The sequence below is a fragment of the Candidatus Protofrankia datiscae genome (genome assembly GCF_000177615.2).
Classification (GTDB): domain Bacteria; phylum Actinomycetota; class Actinomycetes; order Frankiales; family Frankiaceae; genus Protofrankia; species Protofrankia coriariae.
In genome coordinates this window covers 3594166-3616083 of sequence record NC_015656.1, presented here as the reverse complement: position 1 = coordinate 3616083, position 21918 = coordinate 3594166, and the positions used below count along the sequence as shown (strand labels likewise).

The following is a 21918-nucleotide window of genomic DNA, read 5'->3' as shown; positions in this document are numbered from 1 at the left end:
CGGGACGGTCGGCTGAGGCGTGCCACGCGGCCGTGTGTGCCGCGGTGCCCGACGACTTCCGGCCGGCCGGGGCCCGTGCCGGGCCGGCGCGGAACGTGACCGACGGGAATGCCCCCGTCCAGCGCCCGGCCCATCGAAGAAACAAAACAACGCAAAACAGGAACAAAATGACACGAGATGGAACGGGGAGACCGCGGAACGCCACCGGCGGGGGTGCCTGCCGGTGTACATGCCGCTGACCGGGACAAAACGACACGGGCCGGCGCGGGGGCGACCGGCACAGGACGAAAAGGAGCGAGAGATGTCGCGCGAGGAGAACAAGGTAATCATCCGTCGGGTGTTCGACGAAATCGCCAGCAAGGGCGACTTCGACGTGGTCGACGAGATATATGCGGAAGACTATCTCGACCACGCCCCTTTCCCGGGCGCGCCGGCGGGCCGGGCCGGGGTCAAGCATTCGATCGGCGGGCTGCGCACCGCGTTTCCGGACCTGCACGTGACGGTCGAGGACATGAGCGCCCACGGGGACAAGGTGGCGGCGCACAACACCTGGGCGGGTACCCACACCGGTGAGGTGCTCGGAATTTCTCCCACCGGCCGGAGCGTGAGCTTCGGCGGTGTCGTGGTGTTCCGGCTCAAGAACGGCCTGATCGTCGAACGCTGGGCGATCGACCTCGAGCTCGACCTGCTCAAGGAGCTCGGCATGAACCTGCGATGGTCCCGGCCGAAGGTGTGAGCGCGCCCGTGCCGGACTCCGGCCCGCGTGGCCGTCACCGCGGCCCGCGCGACCGTCGCCCGGCACGGAGAAAGATCCGCTGGCTCGGAGGCGCATCGCTGAACGCGGATGACAACGGGCGGATGACGACGGATGGCAACCGCCTGGCCGGGGGGAGCGGTATCAGGTGCGGAGAACGGTCGTTGTCGGACATGGGGGACAACCAGCTGATACGAGCCTGTCACCATAAGTGATCAACCGTGTCCCGTGGTGACGGCGCGTCCCGGAGTGGGGCCCGCCGGGCGGTGCCCCAGGGCCCGCCGCGGTGCCGTCCGCCTCCCGGCCCGACCCCCGCCCGGCCCGGCCGTGCCTCTCCGCGGGGCCGGCGGGCACAGGGGATCGGGCATGGGGGATGGCGGCTGCCGCGCTCCGAAGTAGGCCGGCCAGCATTCACCACACCGGCCGTATCGCCATACCCGTACGTATGGATTCGTAGCGATCGATCCGTGTCAAGTGTTGGACAGTCTTTACTGTCAACTATTTATCAGTATTTAATGCTCCTCAGGGGAATGTCAGGGCCATGGGGGGCATGGAGTGGTTGAACTTCTTATGTTGGGCCCGCTCGAGCTACGGGTGGCTGGTATTCATGTAGATCTTGGGTCGGCGAAGCAGCGAACGGTGCTTGCCGTCCTGCTGGCGGATCTCGGGCGACCGGTGCCTCAGGATCTTCTCATCGACCGGGTGTGGGGAGGCTCACCTCCGACCGAGGTGCGAAATGCGCTGTACACGTATGTCACACGTTTGCGGCGGATACTCGCGTGTACCCGCCAGGTGGAGGGGGGGAAGGTCGAGCTGGTCCGGCAGCGGGGCGGCTATCTGCTCGACGCCGACCCCACCCTGCTCGATCTGAATCGGCACCGTTGTCTGGCGGAGCGAGCCCGGGCGGTGGCCGACAACAACCCGGAGCAGGCGTGCCACCTGCTCAGACAGGCCGCGGACCTGTGGCGGGGAGAGCCCCTGGCCGGCCTGCCGGGGGACTGGGTCGCGCGGGTCCGGGAAAGGCTGGTCCCGCAGCGGCTTGGCGTGCTCGCGGAGTGGGCCGATCTTGAGATAGGGCTGGGCCGCGCCGACCGGGTGATCGACGAGCTGCAGGAGGCACTCGCCGAGAACGAGTTGTTCGAGCCGCTGAGCTGCCAGCTCATCCGGGCGCTGTGGCACGCCGGCCGCGGCGCTGAGGCGCTGGAGTGCTACGCGCGGGTACGCCGGCGGATCGCCGACGAACTCGGGGTCGAACCCGGCGCACGGCTACGGCGGCTGCACGAGGCGATCCTGCGGGGCACTCTCGAGGCCGCCGCGCCAGCCGGGTCACGGCCGGCCGCGGTGGAGCCGCCGGAGGGCGACGACCCGCAGGCCGCGCAGCCACCACGGCCGCCATGCCTGCTGCCCGCCGCCGTCGGAGACCTCACGGGCCGGGACGAGGAGGCGGAGCTGCTGTGCCAGCGGCTGACCGCTGCCGGCTCCCCTCCGTCGATGCCCGTCGCGGCGGTGCTCGGCATGGGCGGGCTGGGCAAGACGGTCCTGGCGGTCCACGTCGCGCACCGGTTACGAGAGCACTTCGACGACGGTCAGCTCTACGTGGACCTGCATGGTCAACAGCGCAGTCCGGTCGATCCCAGCGACGCGCTCGCCCGGTTCCTGCGCGCGCTGGGCGTCGCGGACAGCGAGATTCCGCTTGGCCTCGACGCACGCGCGGAGCTGTACCGCAGCCTGCTTGCCGACCGACGGGTCCTGGTGGTACTCGACGGTGCCGCCGACGAGAGCCAGATCGAGCCGCTGCTGCCGGGGTCGGGCAGCTGTGGGGTACTGATCACCAGTCGGGCGCGGCTGGCCGCGCTTCCCTGCACCCGACTGCACCTGAACGTGCTCGAGGTCGGGAGCGCGATCCGGATGCTGGCCCGCATCGTCGGCGACGACCGGGCGCTGGCCGACCCCGTGGCCGCCCGTGAGCTGGTACGCCTGTGCGGCTACCTGCCGCTGGCTGTTCGCGTTGCCGCGGCCAGGCTGGTGGCGCATCCCCACTGGAAGATGTCCGGCCTGGTGTCCAGGCTGGTCGACGAGCGGCGCCGGATAGCCGAGCTGCGCCACGGCGCCCTGGAGGTCCGCGGCAGCTTCGGCCTGTCCTACCAGCGGATCGATCCGCAGGCGCGGCAGTTGCTGCGCCGACTGGGGCTGCTCGGCTGCTCGGTCTTCTCCAGCCGGGTCGTCGAACAGGTGCTGGGGACCGATCGGCAGACGGCCGAAGGAATCCTCGACCGTCTGATCGACGCCCAGATGCTCGACGTCGCCGGCACCGGGCCAGCCGGTGACGTGTGGTTCCGGCTGCACGAGCTGGTCAGGATCCACGCGCGCGACCGGGCGGAGCACGAGGAGAGCGGTCAGGAGGTCCGCCGGATCACCGCGCTCGGACAGCAGTCCGGACAACAGTCCGGACAACAGTCCGAACAGCAGCCCGGTGACCGGCCGGCCGTGAACGTCCCCGCCCAGGCGGGTGCGGCCGAGCACTGGGACACCGCGTGGAAGAAATGGGAGGCGGAAGCCAGCGTCGGCAGCCACTGACCGGGACGGGCCACCCCCGGCATGATCGATGCAGGCTGTCCGTCGGTGCTTCCGGAGCCTCCCGGTTTTCGGAGCATCCGGTCAGAGCTGGGCACGGGTGTCGACGGCGGTGCCGCTCTCGTCCTCCCATGGCTATGTGCGCGGACAGCGCGGGATCCAACCGTCTGGGATCTGGTCGGCACTGTAACGGGCGTGTGTCGGCGACCGCACCGCCGCCTGCGATCAGCCCTGGGGTGTGGTCCTCACGGTAACGAATGTATGTCCTGGTGGTCCGTGCGGGTGGGTCGCTTCCGAATCGCGGTGACTGCGGAGGATGATGGGCGCAGGCGACGGGGCTGGTGGCCGGTGATGTGAAAGTCGTCACAGCTCGTGATCGCCGCTGCTCGTCGTCACGTGATGAGATGGCGTGACCGTCGACGGCGATTTCGGGACGCGACGACGATTTCGGGACGGCCGTGAGTCTTCGAGACACTGTGAAACTCCGAGACAACTGTGAGGAGCCCCTGCGGTGAGGCTGGCGATGGGCACCCGGGAGGTCTTCGACGCGGAGAGCCTGCTTGAGGAGTACCTCGGGCCGCGTAAGCGTGGCCTGCGTTACGCCTATCCGTACTATGACGGGCTCACCACCAACGGTGACTCCGACCTGCTGTGCACCGGCGATCTGCTCGCGCCCTGCCTGCTCGGCGTCCAGGTGGACGTCGACCGGATGCACACGTTGACGGCGCTGACGCCGTTGCTGCAGCGCGGGCTCGACAAGCTCCCACCCGGCATCGAACTGATCGAGGCCGACGAGATCACCCTTGATCTTGTCGCGGCCCTGTACGACCCCCTGGACGATCCGGATGTCTCCGACCGCGACGTCAAGGGTTCGTTGATCGCAAAGGTGCTGCACCGCAAGCGACCGGCGCTGGTGCCGCTGTTCGACTCCAAGGTCAGGATCTTCTATCAGCACGAGCGCTGCATCCCGCCGTCTCCCCGGGACGGGCGTTCCTGGCGTGAGTACATGCAGCTGCTGGTTCGCGCCATGCAGTACGACCTGAAGGAGAACGCCGACGAGTTCCACCGGCTGTCCGCGCTCGTCCCCCGTAACGGGCCGCCGCTGACACCGCTGCGCATCCTCGACATCGTGGTGTGGATGAGCAGTGCGGTCTGATCTCCGACAGTCGGGTCTCCGCCGGTCTGATCTCCGCCGGTCGTCGCTGCGGGTGCCGCCGCCGAGGGCACGGTGAGGCGCGGCGACACGCCGTCGGGGTGCCTGTCCGTACTGGCCGTGGTGCCGTTGCGGGCGGCGCGTGCCCTGGCGGTGGGACGAGCGCCAGTCCGTTACGAGGTCGGGCGGGGCGTGGGCCTGCGGGGCCTGATCTGGAACGGCATTGCCGACACCACCTTCGACGGTGTCGTGGTGGTCGGTGTGGACGGCCGGGTGGCTGCTGTCGGGCCGCGTGACCAGGTTGCGCTGCCGGACGGCCTACGCATGATCGACTGTGCCTGGATCGGACCGGGTGTCGTCGACGCCCACGTGCACCTGCCGGCCACCGCCACGCCCGGGTACGACGAACTGCGTTCCGGCGTCGTGGCCGTGCGTGACCTCGGTTCGCCGATCGAGCGGCTCACCCACTGGCGGTTCGCCGTGCCGATCATGGTTGCCGGCGCAGGCCCCCGGGTGGTGGGCACGCCGCGGCAAAGGCCGCGTCCGGATCGTGCGGACCGCTTCGGGGAGCCCGTCGGCCCTGCCCAGGGTGCCGCGGCCGACCGGCTGGAGGCCCGGTCCCCCAACTCGTCGCGATCCGCTCGTCGCGGCACCGCTGGCCGGATCGCGACGAGCCGCCACACGCTGGGCCGCCACCTGCCGGGCCGTCACGGATGGAACCGCGACGCGACAGATCAGCACCTGTCAGATCAGCACCTGTCAGACCAGTATCCGCCGGGCCGACACGTCTCGGATTATTACGGGCCGCGCCGTCACGGACCAGATTGGCACGGTTTGGGCCAGCACGGACTGGGCTGGCACGGGCTGAACGGGCTGAACTGGCGCGGGTTGAACTGGCAGGGAGCGGGCCAGCAGGAGGCGGGCCGGCAGGGAGCGGGGCGAAAGGCGCAGAGCTGGCACGCCCGCCGCGGCGACGCGGTGGTCGTCGTCGAAAGCCCGGCCGCGGCCCGCGGGCTCGTCGCGGACGGCGTCGATCTGATCAAGGTATATGTCGGGGACGCCGCGACCAGCGCGGATACCGGGCGTGGGAAGCGTCCGAACTGGCCGCCGTTGCCTCCGGCCGAGCTCGCGGTCATGGTCGAGGCCGCCCATGCGGCAGGTCTTCCGGTAACAGCGCACGCGCTGAGCGTCGACGCCGTCGAGATGGCGCTGCGGGCGGGCGTGGACGAACTCGCCCACGTCCCGGTGGAGCCCCTGCCGCCACGGACGATCGAGCGGATCGCCGCCGCGGGCGTGCCGGTGGTCTCGACGTTGCAGTGCCATGCCGGGTTCGGCCCGGCGCCCGGGCGTAACGCGGCGTTGCTCCACCGGGCCGGGGTCACCCTGGTCTACGGCACCGACGCGGGGGGCACGGGCAGCCGGCCGCCCGGGGTCGACCCGCGGGAGCTCGACCGGCTCGCCTATGCCGGGCTCGGCCGCCTCGGCGCGCTGCGCGCCGCAACATCCGTGGCGGCCCGGGCGGCCGGGCTCGACGGCCGCCGGCCGTCCGGACGTGTCGAGGTGGGCGGGCACGCCGCCGTCGTGGGGCTGCCCATGGATCCGCTCGTCGAACCCGCTGCCTGGCGCCATCCGACGGTGGTCGTCAACGGCCAGCGGGTGATCATCTCGTAATGTGCGTCGATGTGAAGCTTTCCATCCTGATGCCGGTTTTCAACGAAGAGGCCACGCTTGCGGCTGCCGTCAAGCGGGTGCTCGAGGTCGGCTACCGCTGTGAGATCGAACTCGTCGTGGTCAACGACGGCAGCGTGGACGGAACCCGTTCCATCCTCGACTCCCTCGACGACCCCCGGCTGGTCGTCGTGCACCAGTCGGTGAACCGGGGCAAGGGTGCCGCCGTGCGGACCGCGAGCGATCGTGCCAGCGGTGACTATCTCGTCATCTGCGACGCCGACCTGGAATACGCCCCCGAGGAGATCCCGGCGCTGCTGGAACCGGTCCTCGCCGGCGAGGCCGACGTCGTCTTCGGCTCACGGACGTTCAGCGGCAACACCGCGTTCTCGTTCTGGTACGTGGTGGGCAACAAGCTGGTGACGCTGGCCGCGAACGTTCTTTTCAACAGCTACATCAGCGATCTGGAGACCTGCTTCAAGCTGCTGCCGGTCAGCCTGTACCGCGAGCTGGACGTCCGCTCCGCCGGCTTCGGCATGGAGGCCGAGGTGACCGCGAAGCTGCTTTCCCGCGGCATCCGGCCGTTCGAGGTCCCGATCAGCTACAAGGCCCGCACTCGGGCGCAGGGCAAGAAGCTGACCTGGCGGGACGGGGTCGAGGCGCTGTGGATACTCGGCTCGGTGCGGGCTCGTCACCGCAGGTCCGGTCACTGAGCAGGCCTGGTCACTGAAGCAGGTCCGGTCGCTGAAGCGGGCATGGCTGCTGGGTGGGTCCGGTCACTGACCTGCAGTGGGCCCGGCCGGCAGACCGCGCGGCGCGTTCCCCTCACCCTGGCCGGTCACGGATCTGAAACGATCCGGAAACCAGCCCTGAAGCGACCCGGGTAGTGGTCCTGAAGTGAACCCAGGGACTGATACGCGCAGCGAACCAGGCGCTGGCCGCGGGCAGCGGCCCGGGTACCGAAGTGGTGACCCGGGTGACGGCCGGCTGGTGAATATCCGGCCGAGGAGGCGGCCCTCACCCGCCCTCAGGCCGACTCCACGCCCGCGGGCTGCGACAATGGGCCGCGTGCTGAGCTACGTCGTGCGTGGGCTCACCCGCCGACACGGCGCGGGTGAGCATGCCGTACTCGCCACCTCCGACATCGATCTTGATGTCGGACGCGGCGAGGTCTTCGGCGTCCTCGGGCCGAACGGCGCTGGTAAGACCACGCTGCTGCGTCAGCTCATGGGGCTGATCCGGCCGGATGCCGGGTCCATCACGATGTTCGGGTGGGACGTCGTCGCCCGTCCCGACATCCCGCCGCGGCTGGCGGCCTATCTCGGCCAGCACGACATGGCCCTGGAGGATCTGCCGGTGGGTCGCGCGGTGGAGACCACCGCGCGACTGCGTGGCCTCGGTCGTGGCGCGGCGCGGGCGGCTCGTGACGCCGTCGTCGACGAGCTCGGCCTCGCCCCGGTCGTGGCCCGGCCGATGCGGCAGCTCTCCGGCGGCCAGCGCAGGCTCGCCTCCGTCGCCTGCACCCTGGTCGGCGACCGTATGGTGCTCGTCCTGGACGAGCCGACCACCGGCCTGGACCCGACGGCCCGACGCGCGGTGTGGTCGGCGCTCGAACGCCGCCGGGCCGCCGCGGGCGTCACCGTGGTGCTGGTCACCCACAACGTCCTGGAGGCGGAGACGGTGCTCGACCGGGTCGCGGTCCTCGACGCTGGTCGGGTGATCGCCTGTGACACCCCCGGACGGCTCAAGGCGTCGGTGAGCAACGACGTTCGGCTGGACCTTGTCTGGCGCTGCGATCCGCCCGCCCACGACCCGACGATCGCCCGTCTCGCCCGGCAGGCCGAGATCAGTGGCCGTCGCTGGACCACGCGCATGGACGCGGCCGCCGCCCGAGACGCGCTCGCGCGGCTGACCAGCGGCCCCGCCTTCGCCGCCCTTGACGACTTCACGCTGGCCACGCCGTCCCTGGAGGACGTCTATCTTGCCCTTGGCGGAGCATCCCGCACCCTGGAGCGCACATGAGCACGGTTATCCTGTGACCGCCGCCGCAGCTTACGACGCGGCCGGGCAGATCGCCGGCCGGGCCGTCGAGGTGGCCGGCCCGCCCACCGAGACCGTCTCGATCGTCGAACGGACGGCCGATACCCTCGACCGGTCCGTCGGCGGCTTTTCCCAGGCTGTGGCGGTGGCTGACACGCCCGTGCCGCTGCCGCCGAGCACCCCCTTCCGGGCCGCGCTCGGCGCCGTCTACGTCGGCCAGCTCGCCCGGGCCCGGGTGGCCCGAGTGCCTCTGCTGTTCGTCGCCGCGTTCCAGTCGCTCGGGATCATGCTGCTGCTACGCGGAGTGGTCGATGTTGGCAACGAGACGACCAGCGAGCAGGTGGTGGCGGGCTCGACCGTGCTGGTGGTGGCCTTCGTCGCGCTGAACCTTCTCGCGCAGCGCTTCGGGGCACTGCGCGCGGCCGGGGCGCTGGACTACTACCTGACCCTGCCTGTCCCGGGCAGCGCCGTGGTGCTCGGCACGGCCGCTTCCTACGCGTCGTTCGCGGTACCAGGGATGATTATTACGGCTGTGGTGGGCTCGCTGCTGTACGGTCTGCCTCTGTCGGGCCTGTGGCTGCTGCTGCCGGTGGCCGTCATGGCCGGTGCGTCCCTCGCTGGAATCGGCGCGGTCATCGGGCTGCTCGCTCCCCGCCAGGAACTCGCGACGGTCGCCGGACAGGTCGGTATGAGCGTCGTGCTGTTCCTCGGGATCATCCCGGCGGACCGGTTGCCGCTCGGGATCGACGTGCTGCGTGACCTGCTACCCAGCACATACGCGGTGGATGTGCTGGCCGGCGCCTTCCAGCCGTCGGTCAACTGGGGCATGGTCACCGTCGACCTGCTGGTGTGCACGCTGGTGGCGTTCGTCACGCTGCTGGCGGCCAGTATCGCGCTGCGACGTGCCGGTAACGCCCCGCGTTAGGCCGTTGCGGTGGATTCTCAGCCGCGCGGGCCGACGCCCATCCGGTCGCTATCCATCAGCAACAGCCTGGCATGACAGTTACGCGAACGCTGACAGGACCGTTGACGGCGCGCATCACAACGCGCAGCTGCGGGGCCTCCCTGAGGCGCAGCACCCTGAGGCGCAGCAGCCCGGTGCCGGGCATCCCCGCTCACCGCGGCCAGGCCAGCATGACCAGCCCGATGGCGTCGTGGCGGACGGTTGGCCGATGCTCGAGGAGCCTCGGCGTCGTTTCTGGGCTGTCGGCAGGTCCGGGCTTTTCACCGGTCTGCTGTGCGCGCTCGTCATGGCTGCCTTCGGCCTGCCTGTCGGGTTGTTGTGGGCGCTGACGGCCCCGCGCCTGAATGTTCGGGCGGTACTGGCTGGCAGCGAGATCGTTTTCGATGCTCAGGCCGGTGTCGACGTGTACTTCGCCGTGATCTGCGTTGTCGCCGGTCTGATCGGGGGGCTCCTCGGCTTCTGGCGGGGCCGTGACAGCGGCTGGCCGGTCCCCGTGGGACTGGCTCTGGGCGGGATCGGCGGCTCCCTGCTGGCGAGTTGGATCGGGCATGCGCTGCGGTCGGCGCGAGCCGTCTCGCAGTTGCCCGAGGGCGCCAGCAGCTTGGTCATCCAACTTGTCGAATTCCGGTTGCGTTCGCCTGGCTTCCTGCTCGTCCTGCCCATCGTGTCGCTGTTGGTGCTGTCGGTGCTGAGCTGGTTGTCGCTCTTCGTGATGCCACGCCGCGAGATGCCACGCAGCGAACAGACGTGAACAGTCCCCGCTGGACGCCATGCCACGGTTCCTACAGGGTTGCTACGGGAGGCGCGATCCCGGTTTCGCCAGAGGCGCTCGCGAGCGGGCTGGGGCCGGTGCACAGCGCTGTCCGTCGCTCCGGACGCACCTGGTGGCCTTGTGTCCGGTTGGTATGGACAACGATGATGCTCTGTCCGCTCGGTCAGAATGCTCATGCGGTGACGGTGGGCTGGCAAAGCTGGACGACGCCCTGTTCGCTTGGGTCAGGAGGTCGAGGCCGTGGTCGAACCCACACCGGAGTTGCTGGTCGTCATCGCGTCACGGGCAGTCAGGCCGGATCCGGCAGCCCACGGTTCTGGTGATCTTAACGGTCCAGTCGGCCCTGGCAAGCACGGTGATGTGGCCGGCCCCGCGGAGGAGAAGGGACCCGACGGGAGCGATCGCTACCAGACGGTCCTCACCGCTCTGCGAGAGATCGCGCAGGTCACGGCGGTCCTACCACCTCGTCTGGCCCTGGTCGCCGCGTCGAAGACCCAGGCGGACGCGTTGGTCCGGCTTCCCGGTGTTGCCGGAGTGTTCCTCGAAGCGGTTCCGGCGGGCCTGCGTGAGACGCTCACCGCGAGTGAGCATCTCTTCGTGGATGGATGGCTCGCGCGCCTGGCTGGTAAGCAACGTTCCGCGGAGGGACTGCCCTGGGACGCCACCGACACCGGCCGCCTGCCTCCCGGGCCACCCACATGACCGGTGCGAGACCCGGTGAACATGCGGCCTCCGTGTGGGCCGCTGGCCTGGCTCTGTCGACGAGAAGCGCACCGTCTGTCGCCGAAGATGAGCACCGCGGCCGCGTCGTTCCGAGGACCGCGCCATGAGAGGGTGTTCGGATCCTGTGTGGCAAAACGATCCTGAACACCCTCCATGTCCGGCCACCGCTGGTCCAGAGTTCGGATCTGTTCGGCTAGAAGATCTTCCAAGGGGGCAGCCACTGGAAGGTGTCCGACGTGCGGGCCATCGCGTACAGCCGGTCGCCGACTCTCGCCACCACCTCCAGATGCCGGCCGAACGAGCTCTGGATCATGGTGACCGCGTCCACCCGTCCGAGTTCGGTGGCGAAGCGGGTCGGACCGCTCCAGGGAAAGCCGGCCGCATCGTTGTTCCGCCACAGGTGGACCAGACCGCCGCTGGCCGACGGCACGACCACCTCGAAGTTGCCGATCCGGCCGAACCCGCTCTGGATCAGCACCGGATTTCCGGTGACGCCTTCGGCGAACACCGTCGAGGTCCGCCACACGCCGTCCTGGGTACGGTAAATGTGGGCCAGTCGACCGCCTGCCAGCGCGACGGCTTCCAGGTTGCTGTTGTCGAAGTTTCCCTGGATGAGGCTGACCGCGTCGACATGGCCGAGGTTCGCCGCCACGACGACGGGCTGGCTCCAGGGGAAACCGGCGGCGTCGTTGTTGCGCGAGAGGTAGAGCAGGCCGACGTCGGCTGCGGGCGCCAGCACCTCGAACGTGCCGCGCCGGCCCAACCGGCTGTGGATCAGTGACGGTGTCCCGGCGACACCGTCGGTTATCCGGGTGGGGGACTGCCAGCGCAGGGCGGGCCCGCTGTCACGCCAGAGGAACAGCAGTGACTTCCCGACCCGGGCGAGCGCTTCCAACGCCCCCGGTGTCGCCAGCCTGCTCTGGATCATTGTGAGCGCGTCGATCCGACCGTTGCCCTGTGCCACCTGTGTCGGTTCCCGCCAGGGGAAACCGGGAGCGTCGTTGTCCCGCCACAGGTGTGTCATCCCGGCGAACGCCGACGGCACCACCAGTTCGAAGTTGCCGGTGTGCCCGAAGCCGCTCTGCACCAGGACGGGATTGCCACCGACCCCGCGGCCCCAGCCGACGTGGCTGGGGGTGTAGCGGCACAGTTCGAAGCTGTTCGACCGCATCAGGCAGTTGACGCTGTCCGGTGCGCAGCCGTCGCAGTTGCCGTTCGGGGTGGCGAACCGGCCCCATGTCCCGCCGCAGTTGCATCCGCTGGCGGCGTACTCGTCGGGACAGCCGAAGATGTGGCCTGTCTCGTGGGCGAAGACCCGGTCGAGGTTGTCCGGACCCCATCCGTCGTTGTCGTAGGACAGGACGAGCCGGGGCCCGCCGATGGAGCTGTAGGCGAAGTACTGCAGCGGGTATTTGGTGACGAACGCACAGTAGGACCATCGTGTGACGTGCCTGGCGCGCAGGTCGTCGACGTAGTCGTAGACCCCGTCGAAGTTCGGCTGGTAGCCGAGCTGGCTCATGGCCGGGTCCCGCCAGCGTGCTTCCAGGTCGGCCGCGGCGGGATCCGGGGGAGTGGAGATCCGGACGACCTTGATGTCGTAGCTGAAGGTGAGCTCTGCCGCCGGGTTGACGGTGGCGTACCAGGACAGGCCGTTCTGGATCTCGGCGACGGTCTTGGTGCGTTCCGCGGCGGTGAACTGCAGATCGGCGCTCGGCCCTTCCACGATGATCACGCCGATCGCGATGCTGCCCTCCATGAAGGCGCTGGTGGGCCCGCCGGTGCCGCCTGCGCCGCCTGGCTGGCCGAGCTGTCCGTCGGCGGAGACGGCGGCGGCGGTGAGCACGGGGGCGCCGCTCGTGCCCAGGCTGGTGGGGGATGGCGAGTCGGTGGGGGAGCGAGGCTGTCGCGGGACGCCGCCACCGCCGTCCGGGGCCTGCCCGAAGGAGCCTCGCGGCGGTGGGACGTCGGTGCACGGCCGGTCCCAGTCCCACAGCTCGTCGGATCTCGCGCGGTCCTGTTTGGCCCGCTGGTAGTCGGTACTGGCGCGTAACTGGAAGGCGGCCAGGCCCAGACGTTCGAGCCCGTCGAGATGGGCGGGGTCGACGGCGGTGGCGCCGGAGGCGTCCGGCCCGGGAGAGGAGTCCGGGGCGGCCGTGGCGGGGCTGACGATGCTGACCCGGCCGTAGCAGTGGAGCAGCCGCGCGGACTCGTTGGTCGGTGGCGGCTGGTCGACTGGGTCCGAGCCGTCGTCACGTGCCGTGCTCGCCTGCACGTACGCATGTGCCACGATGATCTGTTCGGCTGGTATGTCCCCCGCCATGGATGATCCGTATCCCTTCTGGTGGATGAGCGGTGCGGATGAACTGTGCGGAGTTGTACCTTGTTGATCTAGAATTGTGTCGCGTTTGGGAAAAGTGTGTGGATGTCCAGTCCGATGTCGTATCCGCGCAGCAAAGATCCGCGTCGGGGGTTCGAGCGCCGAGATCCGCGTACCGGATGGATTCGGAATGGGCCGGAAATCGGATGGATGCCGGATCCGGAACAGCCCCGGCCCCGGACCCGAGATCGTCGGGCCGGGGCCGGGGCTGTTCCGGGGGTGACCGGGTGCCGGGCGGCGGTCGGAAATAGTTACAAAAAGTGACCAGTCACCCGGGATGGCCGGTTACAGCGGGCGACGCAGTGGAGTCGAGGGTGGTGGCTCGCCCCGGTGCTGCGGGTCGCCCCAGCCCACGGAGCCCGGCATGCTGGGCTGGAGATGCTGTCCCGCTCCGGTCTGCTGCCCCGGCTGGCCCGACTGGCCGCCGCGGGCCTGTGCGGCCAGGGCCTCCGCCGCGTTGTGCATGAGCATCTCGATCAGCCGTACGGCCTGCGTGGTCGGAAGGTTCAGTACGACCTCGGCGTCGCCGGCAATCGTGAACGTCACGGATACATCCGCCATGTCGGAATCACGTCCTTGGGTGGGCGCTGGGTGCCTCCGCAGGCGCGTATGTCACGATTGCGCCTCCTTCAACCTGAGTCTGCCTGAACAAACGTGCATGTGCGGTTTGGATCCGTCTGCCGCAGGGGCCTCACGGTACGGCGCGGCGGCCGGCCAGCGCCCGCTGCCTCGCGGTGGACCTGCCGGCGCGGCCGCGCCGATCACGGCCCGGTAGTGTCCGGACGGTGGCAGCATCACATCCTCCTGCGCGTCCGGACCTGGGCGACCATCGCGAAAGGCAGCCCGGAACGCCGGTCGGATCATCGCTTGGACCGCTGCCCGGATCCTCGTGGGTATCGGTGGTGTCGGGGGTGTTGGGGGCGCCCGGATCACAGCCCGGACCGTCGGGGCTGCCGGCCGACGCCCGCCGGCAGCAGCCCAGCGTGGCCGAGTGCGTCGCCGAACTGGAGCGGTGCTATCCGCCGTCCTGGGCGCAGTCGTGGGACACGGTGGGGCTCGCCGTCGGTGACCCGAACATGCCGGTTCAGCATGTTCTGTTCGCCGTCGACCCCGTCGTCGAGGTCGTCCGGGAGGCCGTCGAACGGGGTGCGCAACTGCTGGTCACCCACCATCCACTGTTCCTGCGGGGGGTGCACGGGGTGGCCGAGACGAGCGCGGGCGGTCGGGTCGTGGCCACCGCCATCCGTGGTGGCGTGGCGCTGTTCACCGCCCACACGAATGCCGATGTGGCCTGCCCGGGGGTGAGCGACGCGCTCGCGGACGCGCTCGGGCTCACCGCCGTCGAACCGCTCGACGGGCCACCGGAGCGGCCGGAGAAGCCGGCCGGGCCGCCAGCGCGGCCGGGAGAGCTGGGAGCGCTGGGAGAAGAGCCGCCGCCAGGCCCGGTCCGGTCCGGCAACGGTGGCCTCGGCCGGGTCGGTGAGCTGCCCCGGGCCGAGCCGCTACATGTCTTCTGCGCGCGGGTGGCCGCCGCGCTGCCCGCCACCGCCGGCGGGGTGCGTGCCACCGGCGACCCGGACCGCCCGGTGCGCCGGATCGCGGTCTGCGGTGGCTCCGGCGGCGAACTGATCGGTGCGGCCGCGCGTGCCGGCGCCGACGCGCTGGTGACCGCCGACGGACGTCACCACCACGTCCTCGACGCCGTGGCCGCCCACGATGTGGCGCTCGTGGACGTGGCGCACTGGGCCAGCGAATGGCCGTGGCTGCACATCGCCTCCGCCCGGTTGCGTGCCGGTCTGGCCGCCCGAGGCCGTACGGTGAACACCACGGTCTCCGCCCTGGTGACGGACCCGTGGCGCTGGCACGCGGCCTCGCCGTGGCCGGCCGGGCCGGATCCCGACCGAGCGGCGGGCCAGGGCTACGGCCAGCGCCAGGGCCAGGGCCAGGTTGACGATCGTGACCAGGGCCGGGACCAGCGGTGACGGATGCTGCCGGGAACGCTGCCGGGAACAACACCCACGGAGCACAGCCGCGGAGCACAGTGAGGAGCACATGAAGGCCGATCCAGCGACCCAGCTTCGTCTGTTGGACGTACAGGCGATCGACTCCAGCCTTGACCGGCTCGCCGCACGCCGGCGCAACCTGCCCAAGCATGCCGAGATCGACAAGCTGGACGCGCAGCTTGCCGCCCTCAACGACGATCTGGTCCGGGTCTCCACCCAGGTGCGGGATCTGGGCCGGTCGCAGCAGAAACTGGAAACCGAGGTCGACCTGGTGCGCTCCCGGGCCGCCCGGGACCGCGGACGTCTGGACTCCGGGCAGATCACCAACGCCCGTGAGCTGGAGAACCTGCAGGCGGAGATCGCCTCACTGGCCCGCCGACAGGGCGTCCTCGAAGACGAACTGCTCGAGCTCATGGAGACCGCCGAGGGGCTGGAGGCCCGGGCCGGGGTGATCAGAGCGGATCAGGAGCGGGTCGACGCCGAGCGGGCGACGTCCGTGGCCAGCCGGGACGCGGCGTTGGCCGAGATCGACAACGAAGTGGCGGCCCGCCGTGCCGAGCGGGAGGCCATCGTCCCGACCCTGCCCGCCGACCTGGTGGCCCTGTACGAGCGGCTGCGAGCCTCATCCGCCGGGGTGGGGGCGGCCAGGCTCGTCCGGCGCCGCTGCGAAGGATGCCACCTGGAACTCTCCGGCGGTGACCTGCGTGAGGTCGCGGCGGCTCCCGTGGACGCCGTCGTGCGTTGTGAGGAATGCCGGCGCATCCTCGTCCGGACCACGGAATCAGGCCTGTGAGCCGAGTCGTCCCGGTGGGCCTGGCCGGGCCAGCGGAGGGAACCAGCCCCGTGGACGGGCCCGGCCCGGTGGACGGGACCGGGCCCGCGCGTCGGCGAGCGGATAGGAGTCGACCATGAGTGACCGTCCGGCACGCCGGCTCGTCGTCGAGGCCGACGGCGGGTCACGGGGCAATCCGGGCCCGGCGGGGTACGGGGCGCTCGTCCGCGACGCCGACACCGGTGCGGTCCTGGCCGAGCGGGCGGGCGCGATCGGCCGGGCGACCAACAACGTCGCCGAGTACCAGGGCCTGATCGCCGGGCTGCGTGCCGCGGCCGACCTCGCCCCGGACGCCGACGTCGAGGTCCGGATGGACTCCAAGCTCGTCGTCGAGCAGATGAGCGGGCGCTGGAAGATCAAACATCCGGCCATGCGGCCGCTGGCGACGCAGGCCGCCGACGTCGCGCGGGAGTTCCCGCGGGTCCGCTACACCTGGATCCCGCGGGAGCGCAACGCCCACGCCGACCGGCTGGCGAACGAGGCCATGGACGCCGCCGCGCAGGGCCGCACCTGGGAGCCGCCCGAACCCCAGTCGCCGGAGCCCGTCCCGCACACGGCGCCGACCACCCACCGGCTGTCGGGCTGGATGGCCCCGCCCGCGCCACCCACCACCACCGTGCTGCTGCGGCACGGGCAGACCCCGATGTCGGTGGAGAAGCGGTTCAGCGGCACGGTGGACGCCACCCTGACCGACATCGGCCAGGCGCAGGCACTCGCTGTGGCGGGACGGCTGCGCGACGTCCCCTTCGACGTGGTGTACTGCTCGCAGCTGAAACGGGCCCGGCAGACCGCGGACGCCCTCGGCCGTGACTACCTGATCGACGACGACCTGCGCGAGACCGACTTCGGGACCTGGGAGACCCTGACCTTCGGCGAGGTCCGCCAGCGTTTCCCGGACGAGCTGAACGCCTGGCTGGCCGACCCGTCGGTCGCCCCGCCCGGCGGGGAGAGCATCCTTGCCACGATCCGGCGGGTCACCGCCGTCCGGGACCGGATCCTGGCCGCACACCCGGGCGAACGGATCCTGATCGTCTCGCACGTGACCCCGATCAAGACCCTCACGCTGCTGGCGCTGGACGCCTCACCCGCGGTCCTCTACCGGCTCCACCTCGACCTGGTGTCGATCTCCACGATCGACTGGTACTCGGACGGCCCTGCGGTGCTGCGCAGCTTCAACGACGGCATCCACGCCGCCCACCTGGTCGAGCCGGGCCAGTAGCCGTGTTCCCGGCGACCCGCGAGGCAGCGAACGGCTCGGACGACAGGAAAAGCCCGACTGGCCACGCGGCCCGGCGTCGGTTCGCGAGGACGACTTCGGCCCGCGGACCGGACAGGCCAGCGAACCCAGCCACGGCACCGGTGGTCAGGAGCACGTGTCCGGCCACGTGCGGACCTCACCGGTAAAGGCGGCTCGCAGGTCGGTGTGCGCCGCTTCGAGATCGTCCGCAAAGGCGGGGTCTGCCGCGTACTCACGCAGGGCCTCTTTGAGCCGGTCGGCAACCGTATGCCGTTCCGGCACGAACCGGCCGACCGCCATGCCGTCACGCGTGATCACTATGCTCTTCCGTCGGTCGTTCACGGTGTCCGTGCGCACAGGCAGGGTGTTGGGAGGGATGCAGGCGCGGTGCGGCGCATGGCAGCCTGCTCGTCGTCGGTGAGGCGGTCGAGGTGACGTGCCAGCGCGTCGAAGTAGCGGTGCGTGCTCCAGGCAGCATGGTCACCTATGACGAACAGCCGTCTTCTCGCTCGGCTGACGGCGACGTTGAGCAGGTTCGGGCTGCTGGCCGCCCAGGATCGCGGGCCCGGGTGGGGGCCGCCCGCGCCGAGGACGATCAGGACGACGTCGGCTTCCTTGCCCTGCGCGGTGTGGACCGTACCGACATGGTCCCGGTTCACCACCCGGCACAGGCTGCCCCGCAGCCCGGCGACGACGTCACGGAACGGGCTGACGACGAACAGGTCCACCGCCGGATCCAGTCCCTGGTCGACGAGGCGGTGGACGATGACGTTGGCGGCGTCCGCCTCGGCGGAGTGCCACTTGCCCTGGGCGCTCGTCCCGGCGGGTACGTCCCACCACACGCTGCGGCGTGCGATGCCGTACTCGCCTCGTCTGACGCCGTGCACCATCAGCCCGCCGTAGGCGATGTCGTTGCTGATGGAGAACATCGGCTGGTCGCAGCGGCGGTGTACGCGCAGTGGCGAGCCGACCCAGACGTGCTCGGTGTCCGACCCGTCCGGCGCGGGCAGGAAGGTGCCGTAGCGGTTCAGCCTGTCGGCGACGCGCTGTGCGGAGGCCTGTGACGACGACCATTCCTCGTCGACCCCGTAGGTGCGGCGCAGTGCCTGCTGGGCGGTGTGGGGCAGGGTGACGACTGGCTCCAACTGCAGCGGATCGCCCACGATGACGGCGCGTCTGGCCCGCCAGAGCGCGCCGACCGGCATCTGCGCCGTCGCCTGGCCCGCCTCGTCGACCAGAAGCCAGCCGAGCGCGTCCTGCCCGAGATCGGCGAACATCCGGTCGAGGGAGGCGAAGGTCGTGGAGACGACGGGGACGGCGAGGAAGAGGTTCTGCCAGGCTGCGAGTACGGCGCCGGGTGGGATGGTCTTCGGCGCGTTGCCGCACAGGATGTCCATAGCCGCGTCGAGATTCTTGCGTATCCGGTCGGCGGCGCCTTCGATGAAGGCACGGTGCAGGTCCATGGCGGCGAGGAACAGCCGGGTGCGGGCGGCGGTGAACTCAGGGTCGGACCACGGCGAGCCGAGCTCGCGGTCGGCAGCATCCTCACCGCTGGCACCGTTCGCCTCCGGGGCGTGGGCGGGTACATGCGGGCCCCAGACCGCTCGGGCCGCGTCCACCGTCTCCCGAAGCGCGTCGCGGCGGCGTTCCGCAAGCCAGGCTTCCTCCCGGGCGGCCCTTGCCTCGGCGTCGGCAGCCAGCTGCGCCTGCTTGTGGACAGTGACCGTTCTGGCCTGCTCGTCATGGGTGGCCTCGGCGGCACGGTGGGCCTCGGTGAGGGCCTGGTGTTCCGCACGCCAGTCGCGTTGCGCGCCACCCAGGGTGAACAGGCCCTGGACGAAGCCTGGTCGGCTGTGTTGGTGTTCGGTCCGCCGCTCGGCCCAGCGTTGTACGTCGCGTTCCAGTGTGGCCAGCGTCTGGTATGCCTGGGCAAGCGGCGCGAGCGTCGCACGGTGGTGTTGCTCAGCGTCACGGGCTGCGTCGTGAGCGGTCCGGGCGGCCTGCTCCGCATCGCTCAGGTCGCGCAGCGCCCGCGCGGCCCGCTGCCGTTCGTCGCGCAGCTCGAGGACGGTGCGTTCCGCCTCGCGGAAGCGGTTCACGGCTGCCTGCCAGGCGCTGGCATCTGGCCGCTGGGTTGCCGTCAGGTGCTTCAGCAGGTCACGCATGCCCTGGCCGGAGGGCTGTCTCACCGGGGCGGTGTGGGTCCGGCCGGGGGCGATGACGGCTTGGCGCCTTTCCCGCAGGGCCCCGAACCAGTAAGTGTTGCGGAAGTCCTGGCGGTTGCTTTTCCTGCCCAGCGAGGCGGCGAGCGCGCCCCAGGCCTCGGCGCCGTCGAGGATGAGTCGACCCTGCTCGGGGAAGTACGACGCCTCGCCACGCCAGGCCTCGTCGACGGCATCCATCTCGGGGAGCTGTTTGGACACGTTCTCCACGGCGCCGTTGTTCGCCGATGCGACGACGATCTCGAAGCCGGTCAGCGTGCTGATCGGTGCGCACACCGACCGGTGCAGGTCGGCCGTGGTCCACCGATGAGTCTGGCCGGTGAAGGCATTCGCTGGCCGGGCAAGCTCGGCGAGACGCTGGGCGCGCAGCACGAGCACGGCCGCGATGAGGTCACGTAGCTGGGTGGTCTTGCCGGTGCCCGGCGGCCCGTTGACGGCGTAGACGCCTTCGCTGTCGGCAAGGTACGCCAGGATGGCGTTGACGGAGAACTGCTGGCTGAGCACCAGGGGATGTTCCGTCTTCGCGGGCCAGCGGCCCAGCGGGAATCGCTCCGGTCGCACACCGGCGAGCACGGCGTCGGGGTTACGCCGTAGGTCGACGCGGTGGTTGGTGGGAATGGCGGTGGCCGCCGTCAGATAGTCGCGCAGTGCCTTCCCAGGTTCGGATTCGGACAGTCTGTCGGCCACGAGCGCCAGGTCGGCCGCGATGAAGCTGTTGAGGAAGTCCGTGCCCGCCGCATTGTCGGCACGTTTGACGGAGACCTGCCGGCTCTGGACGCGGATGGCCATGGGCGCCAGATCGGCGGTGACACCGAAGCGTTCTGACAGCCATCGGGTGACGGCGGACAGGTCCGGCACCGTCAACGGCTTGTCACCGAGCCTCGGGGGCTCGTCGCCTTCCGCACGCCGGTCTCCCGCGGCGCCGTCCATATGATCATCCAGCGCATGCTGCGCCCCGGCCTCCGCGGCACCGACCAGCGCCCCCGCGGCCGAGCGGCGCGACCAGTGGCGCAACCGCACCGCCCGCCGCGCCGAGCGCGATCTCGCAGAACAGCCCGGCGAACGGCTTCAGCCGCCCGGCCGCGCGTTCCATGACCTCCAGCCTGCCATCTCCGACGTCGAGGACGATCTGCTCACAGGCTTTGGCCTCGTCGTCGAAGCCGTCGAGCCATCCGTCCTTTCTCGGCCCCGGACTACGCGCTCGTCCGACTGCCCAGGCACACGCGGAGAAGGTGATCGAGTCATGGATGATCCGCCCTTCGTCGGTGACCTGGAAGGCGAGTAGCGCACTGTCTCCGTCGATGCGGGCATCGTGGTCCTCTTCGTTCTCGCCGAAGACCTCCAGCAGCACATCCCGCACCGCGGCGATGCGGTAGATCCCGCAGTACACCGTGTGCTGCCACACCGTTCCCTCGGCCAGGGGTACTGCCCGCAGCGGATGCCTCCGCTCCCACGGCAGCGGCCGACCGCCGTCGACCGGGTACATCCGGTTGCCGGGCGAGACCTTGCCGACCTGCTGGGGGCCGAACATCTCGACGGCACGCCAGTACCGCACGATCTGTGCCCTGCGCCGCCGCTCCACACGCGCCGAGACCACCCCGACAGCCTCATTTCTCCGCGGAAAGCAACAGCCTTTTATGCGGAGCGTACCCGTTTGGTCGCCCACATCGGGAACCGGTTCTGGCGGCGGGAAGATCCATGGGGAGTTCCGCCCGGCGAAGATGGCCGACTGAACCCGGCTGGATGCGGTAACCGCGCCTGTCTTTCTGGCTGGTTACCGGGGCTGATTTCCGATGTGTCAGGTTGCGGTTACGCTGGGATGCGGTCTGCTGGCAGGCACGGACATCTGCTGGCAGGCACGGACATCCGACAGCCCTGCCAGAAGTGTCCGTGTGGGCGAGCCAGGTCAGGGCGTCCGGGACTGCTGGGCCGGGTGCCTGCCGCGGCGGTACTGGCGCAGTTCCCTGCGGACCTTGACCTGGGTGATCAGACCGATCAGCAGCCCGATCACCAGGCCGGCCGCCGCCGACGCGGCGAGCGCGCCCGCGAGCGAGGTGTTGTGGATGGAGCCGAACAGCCACACGTTCACCCGCTGGTCGTTGCGCACGACGAACACGATCACGGCGATCGCCAGCAGCAGGACGACGACGGTGACGGCATAGACGACGTAGCTGACGCCGCGACGCCCGCCGGCCGGCGTGGGCCCGTCAGGCGGCTGCGTGGGCCCGGCGGGAACGGGCCCGGCGGGCGGCTGAATGGATCCGGGGCCGGGCGGAGCGGGCGCGGTTGTGCCAGGTGATCCTGTTACGCCAGTGGACGGCGTAACAGGACGGGTGTCGTCAAGCTTCTTGATGGGTTCCCCGGGCGTTGTCACGGCCGATCCCGTCCTTCGTCTTCCAGGTGGTGTCGTGCTCTTCCAGATGGATGATGGTGCGTTCTGCCAACCGGTGGCCGTGTCGCTCCTGCCGCTGACTGGTGCTGTTGCTGACTGTGCCAGAGGTGCGGTGACGGCCGGTGCCCGTCCTGGCATCTGATGTTGTCCTGGCACGCAGTATCCCCGCCGCGGACCGTCGGGGTGAGCCGAGGCGTCTGTGGTGTC

The 21918-nt window shown here is 70.3% G+C and carries 18 protein-coding genes; 12 read left to right on the top strand and 6 right to left on the bottom strand.

Annotated elements, in window-relative coordinates:
* Positions 1–301 precede the first annotated feature (301 nt).
* The 9 genes from FSYMDG_RS15045 (at position 302) to FSYMDG_RS23290 (ending at position 10627) form a co-directional block, all read left to right on the top strand.
* On the top strand, positions 302–736 hold the full coding sequence (locus tag FSYMDG_RS15045) for an ester cyclase (protein WP_013874261.1): 435 nt from the start codon (positions 302–304) through the stop codon (positions 734–736).
* 588 nt (positions 737–1324) lie between these two features.
* Positions 1325–3331 carry an AfsR/SARP family transcriptional regulator gene (locus FSYMDG_RS15040; protein ID WP_083828297.1) on the top strand — a complete coding sequence of 669 codons (2007 nt, stop codon included), beginning with the start codon at positions 1325–1327 and terminating at the stop codon, positions 3329–3331.
* A gap of 508 nt (positions 3332–3839) precedes the next feature.
* Positions 3840–4484, top strand: a complete 645-nt coding sequence (locus FSYMDG_RS15035; RefSeq protein WP_013874259.1) for a DUF6308 family protein — start codon at positions 3840–3842, stop codon at positions 4482–4484.
* A 72-nt stretch (positions 4485–4556) separates the two neighbouring features.
* A complete protein-coding gene (locus FSYMDG_RS23295) occupies positions 4557–6152 on the top strand; it encodes an amidohydrolase family protein (RefSeq protein ID WP_013874258.1) in 1596 nt (531 codons plus the stop codon).
* A complete protein-coding gene (locus FSYMDG_RS15025; RefSeq protein WP_013874257.1) occupies positions 6152–6862 on the top strand; it encodes a glycosyltransferase family 2 protein in 711 nt (236 codons plus the stop codon). The genes FSYMDG_RS23295 and FSYMDG_RS15025 overlap by 1 nt, the downstream gene beginning before the upstream one ends.
* Before the next feature lie 346 nt (positions 6863–7208).
* Complete coding sequence (locus FSYMDG_RS15020) at positions 7209–8171, top strand: ABC transporter ATP-binding protein (RefSeq protein WP_013874256.1); 963 nt, start codon at positions 7209–7211, stop codon at positions 8169–8171.
* Between the two features lie 13 nt (positions 8172–8184).
* A complete protein-coding gene (locus tag FSYMDG_RS15015) occupies positions 8185–9114 on the top strand; it encodes an ABC transporter permease (RefSeq protein ID WP_347176495.1) in 930 nt (309 codons plus the stop codon).
* A 325-nt stretch (positions 9115–9439) separates the two neighbouring features.
* On the top strand, positions 9440–9904 hold the full coding sequence (locus tag FSYMDG_RS15010; protein ID WP_131791069.1) for a hypothetical protein: 465 nt from the start codon (positions 9440–9442) through the stop codon (positions 9902–9904).
* A gap of 381 nt (positions 9905–10285) precedes the next feature.
* Positions 10286–10627: a hypothetical protein gene (locus FSYMDG_RS23290; protein WP_131772650.1), complete on the top strand. Its 342-nt coding sequence runs from the start codon at positions 10286–10288 to the stop codon at positions 10625–10627.
* 214 nt (positions 10628–10841) lie between these two features.
* Here FSYMDG_RS23290 and FSYMDG_RS15000 read toward each other — a convergent pair whose 3' ends face one another.
* Both FSYMDG_RS15000 and FSYMDG_RS14995 read right to left on the bottom strand, forming a co-directional pair.
* Entirely contained in the window at positions 10842–12968 is a 2127-nt protein-coding gene (locus FSYMDG_RS15000) for a hypothetical protein (protein WP_013874252.1), read from the bottom strand.
* 342 nt (positions 12969–13310) lie between these two features.
* Positions 13311–13586 carry a hypothetical protein gene (locus FSYMDG_RS14995; RefSeq protein ID WP_013874251.1) on the bottom strand — a complete coding sequence of 92 codons (276 nt, stop codon included), beginning with the start codon at positions 13584–13586 and terminating at the stop codon, positions 13311–13313.
* Positions 13587–13975: 389 nt separating this feature from the next.
* On the opposite strand from FSYMDG_RS14995, the gene FSYMDG_RS14990 reads away from it, so the two are divergent.
* From FSYMDG_RS14990 to FSYMDG_RS14980, 3 genes are all read left to right on the top strand, one after another.
* Positions 13976–15007, top strand: a complete 1032-nt coding sequence (locus tag FSYMDG_RS14990; protein ID WP_050803800.1) for a Nif3-like dinuclear metal center hexameric protein — start codon at positions 13976–13978, stop codon at positions 15005–15007.
* Between the two features lie 70 nt (positions 15008–15077).
* Positions 15078–15821, top strand: a complete 744-nt coding sequence (locus FSYMDG_RS14985; RefSeq protein WP_013874248.1) for a zinc ribbon domain-containing protein — start codon at positions 15078–15080, stop codon at positions 15819–15821.
* Between the two features lie 115 nt (positions 15822–15936).
* Entirely contained in the window at positions 15937–17079 is a 1143-nt protein-coding gene (locus tag FSYMDG_RS14980) for a bifunctional RNase H/acid phosphatase (protein ID WP_013874247.1), read from the top strand.
* Positions 17080–17223: 144 nt separating this feature from the next.
* On the opposite strand, the gene FSYMDG_RS14975 is transcribed toward FSYMDG_RS14980, so the two are convergent.
* The 4 genes from FSYMDG_RS14975 to FSYMDG_RS14965 form a co-directional block, all read right to left on the bottom strand.
* Complete coding sequence (locus FSYMDG_RS14975) at positions 17224–17415, bottom strand: hypothetical protein (protein WP_131772648.1); 192 nt, start codon at positions 17413–17415, stop codon at positions 17224–17226.
* 20 nt (positions 17416–17435) lie between these two features.
* Entirely contained in the window at positions 17436–20249 is a 2814-nt protein-coding gene (locus tag FSYMDG_RS14970) for a DEAD/DEAH box helicase (protein WP_131774019.1), read from the bottom strand.
* A gap of 4 nt (positions 20250–20253) precedes the next feature.
* Positions 20254–20916: a hypothetical protein gene (locus tag FSYMDG_RS23285; protein WP_050803548.1), complete on the bottom strand. Its 663-nt coding sequence runs from the start codon at positions 20914–20916 to the stop codon at positions 20254–20256.
* Positions 20917–21225: 309 nt separating this feature from the next.
* Complete coding sequence (locus FSYMDG_RS14965) at positions 21226–21693, bottom strand: lipopolysaccharide assembly protein LapA domain-containing protein (protein ID WP_013874245.1); 468 nt, start codon at positions 21691–21693, stop codon at positions 21226–21228.
* Positions 21694–21918: the final 225 nt, after the last annotated feature.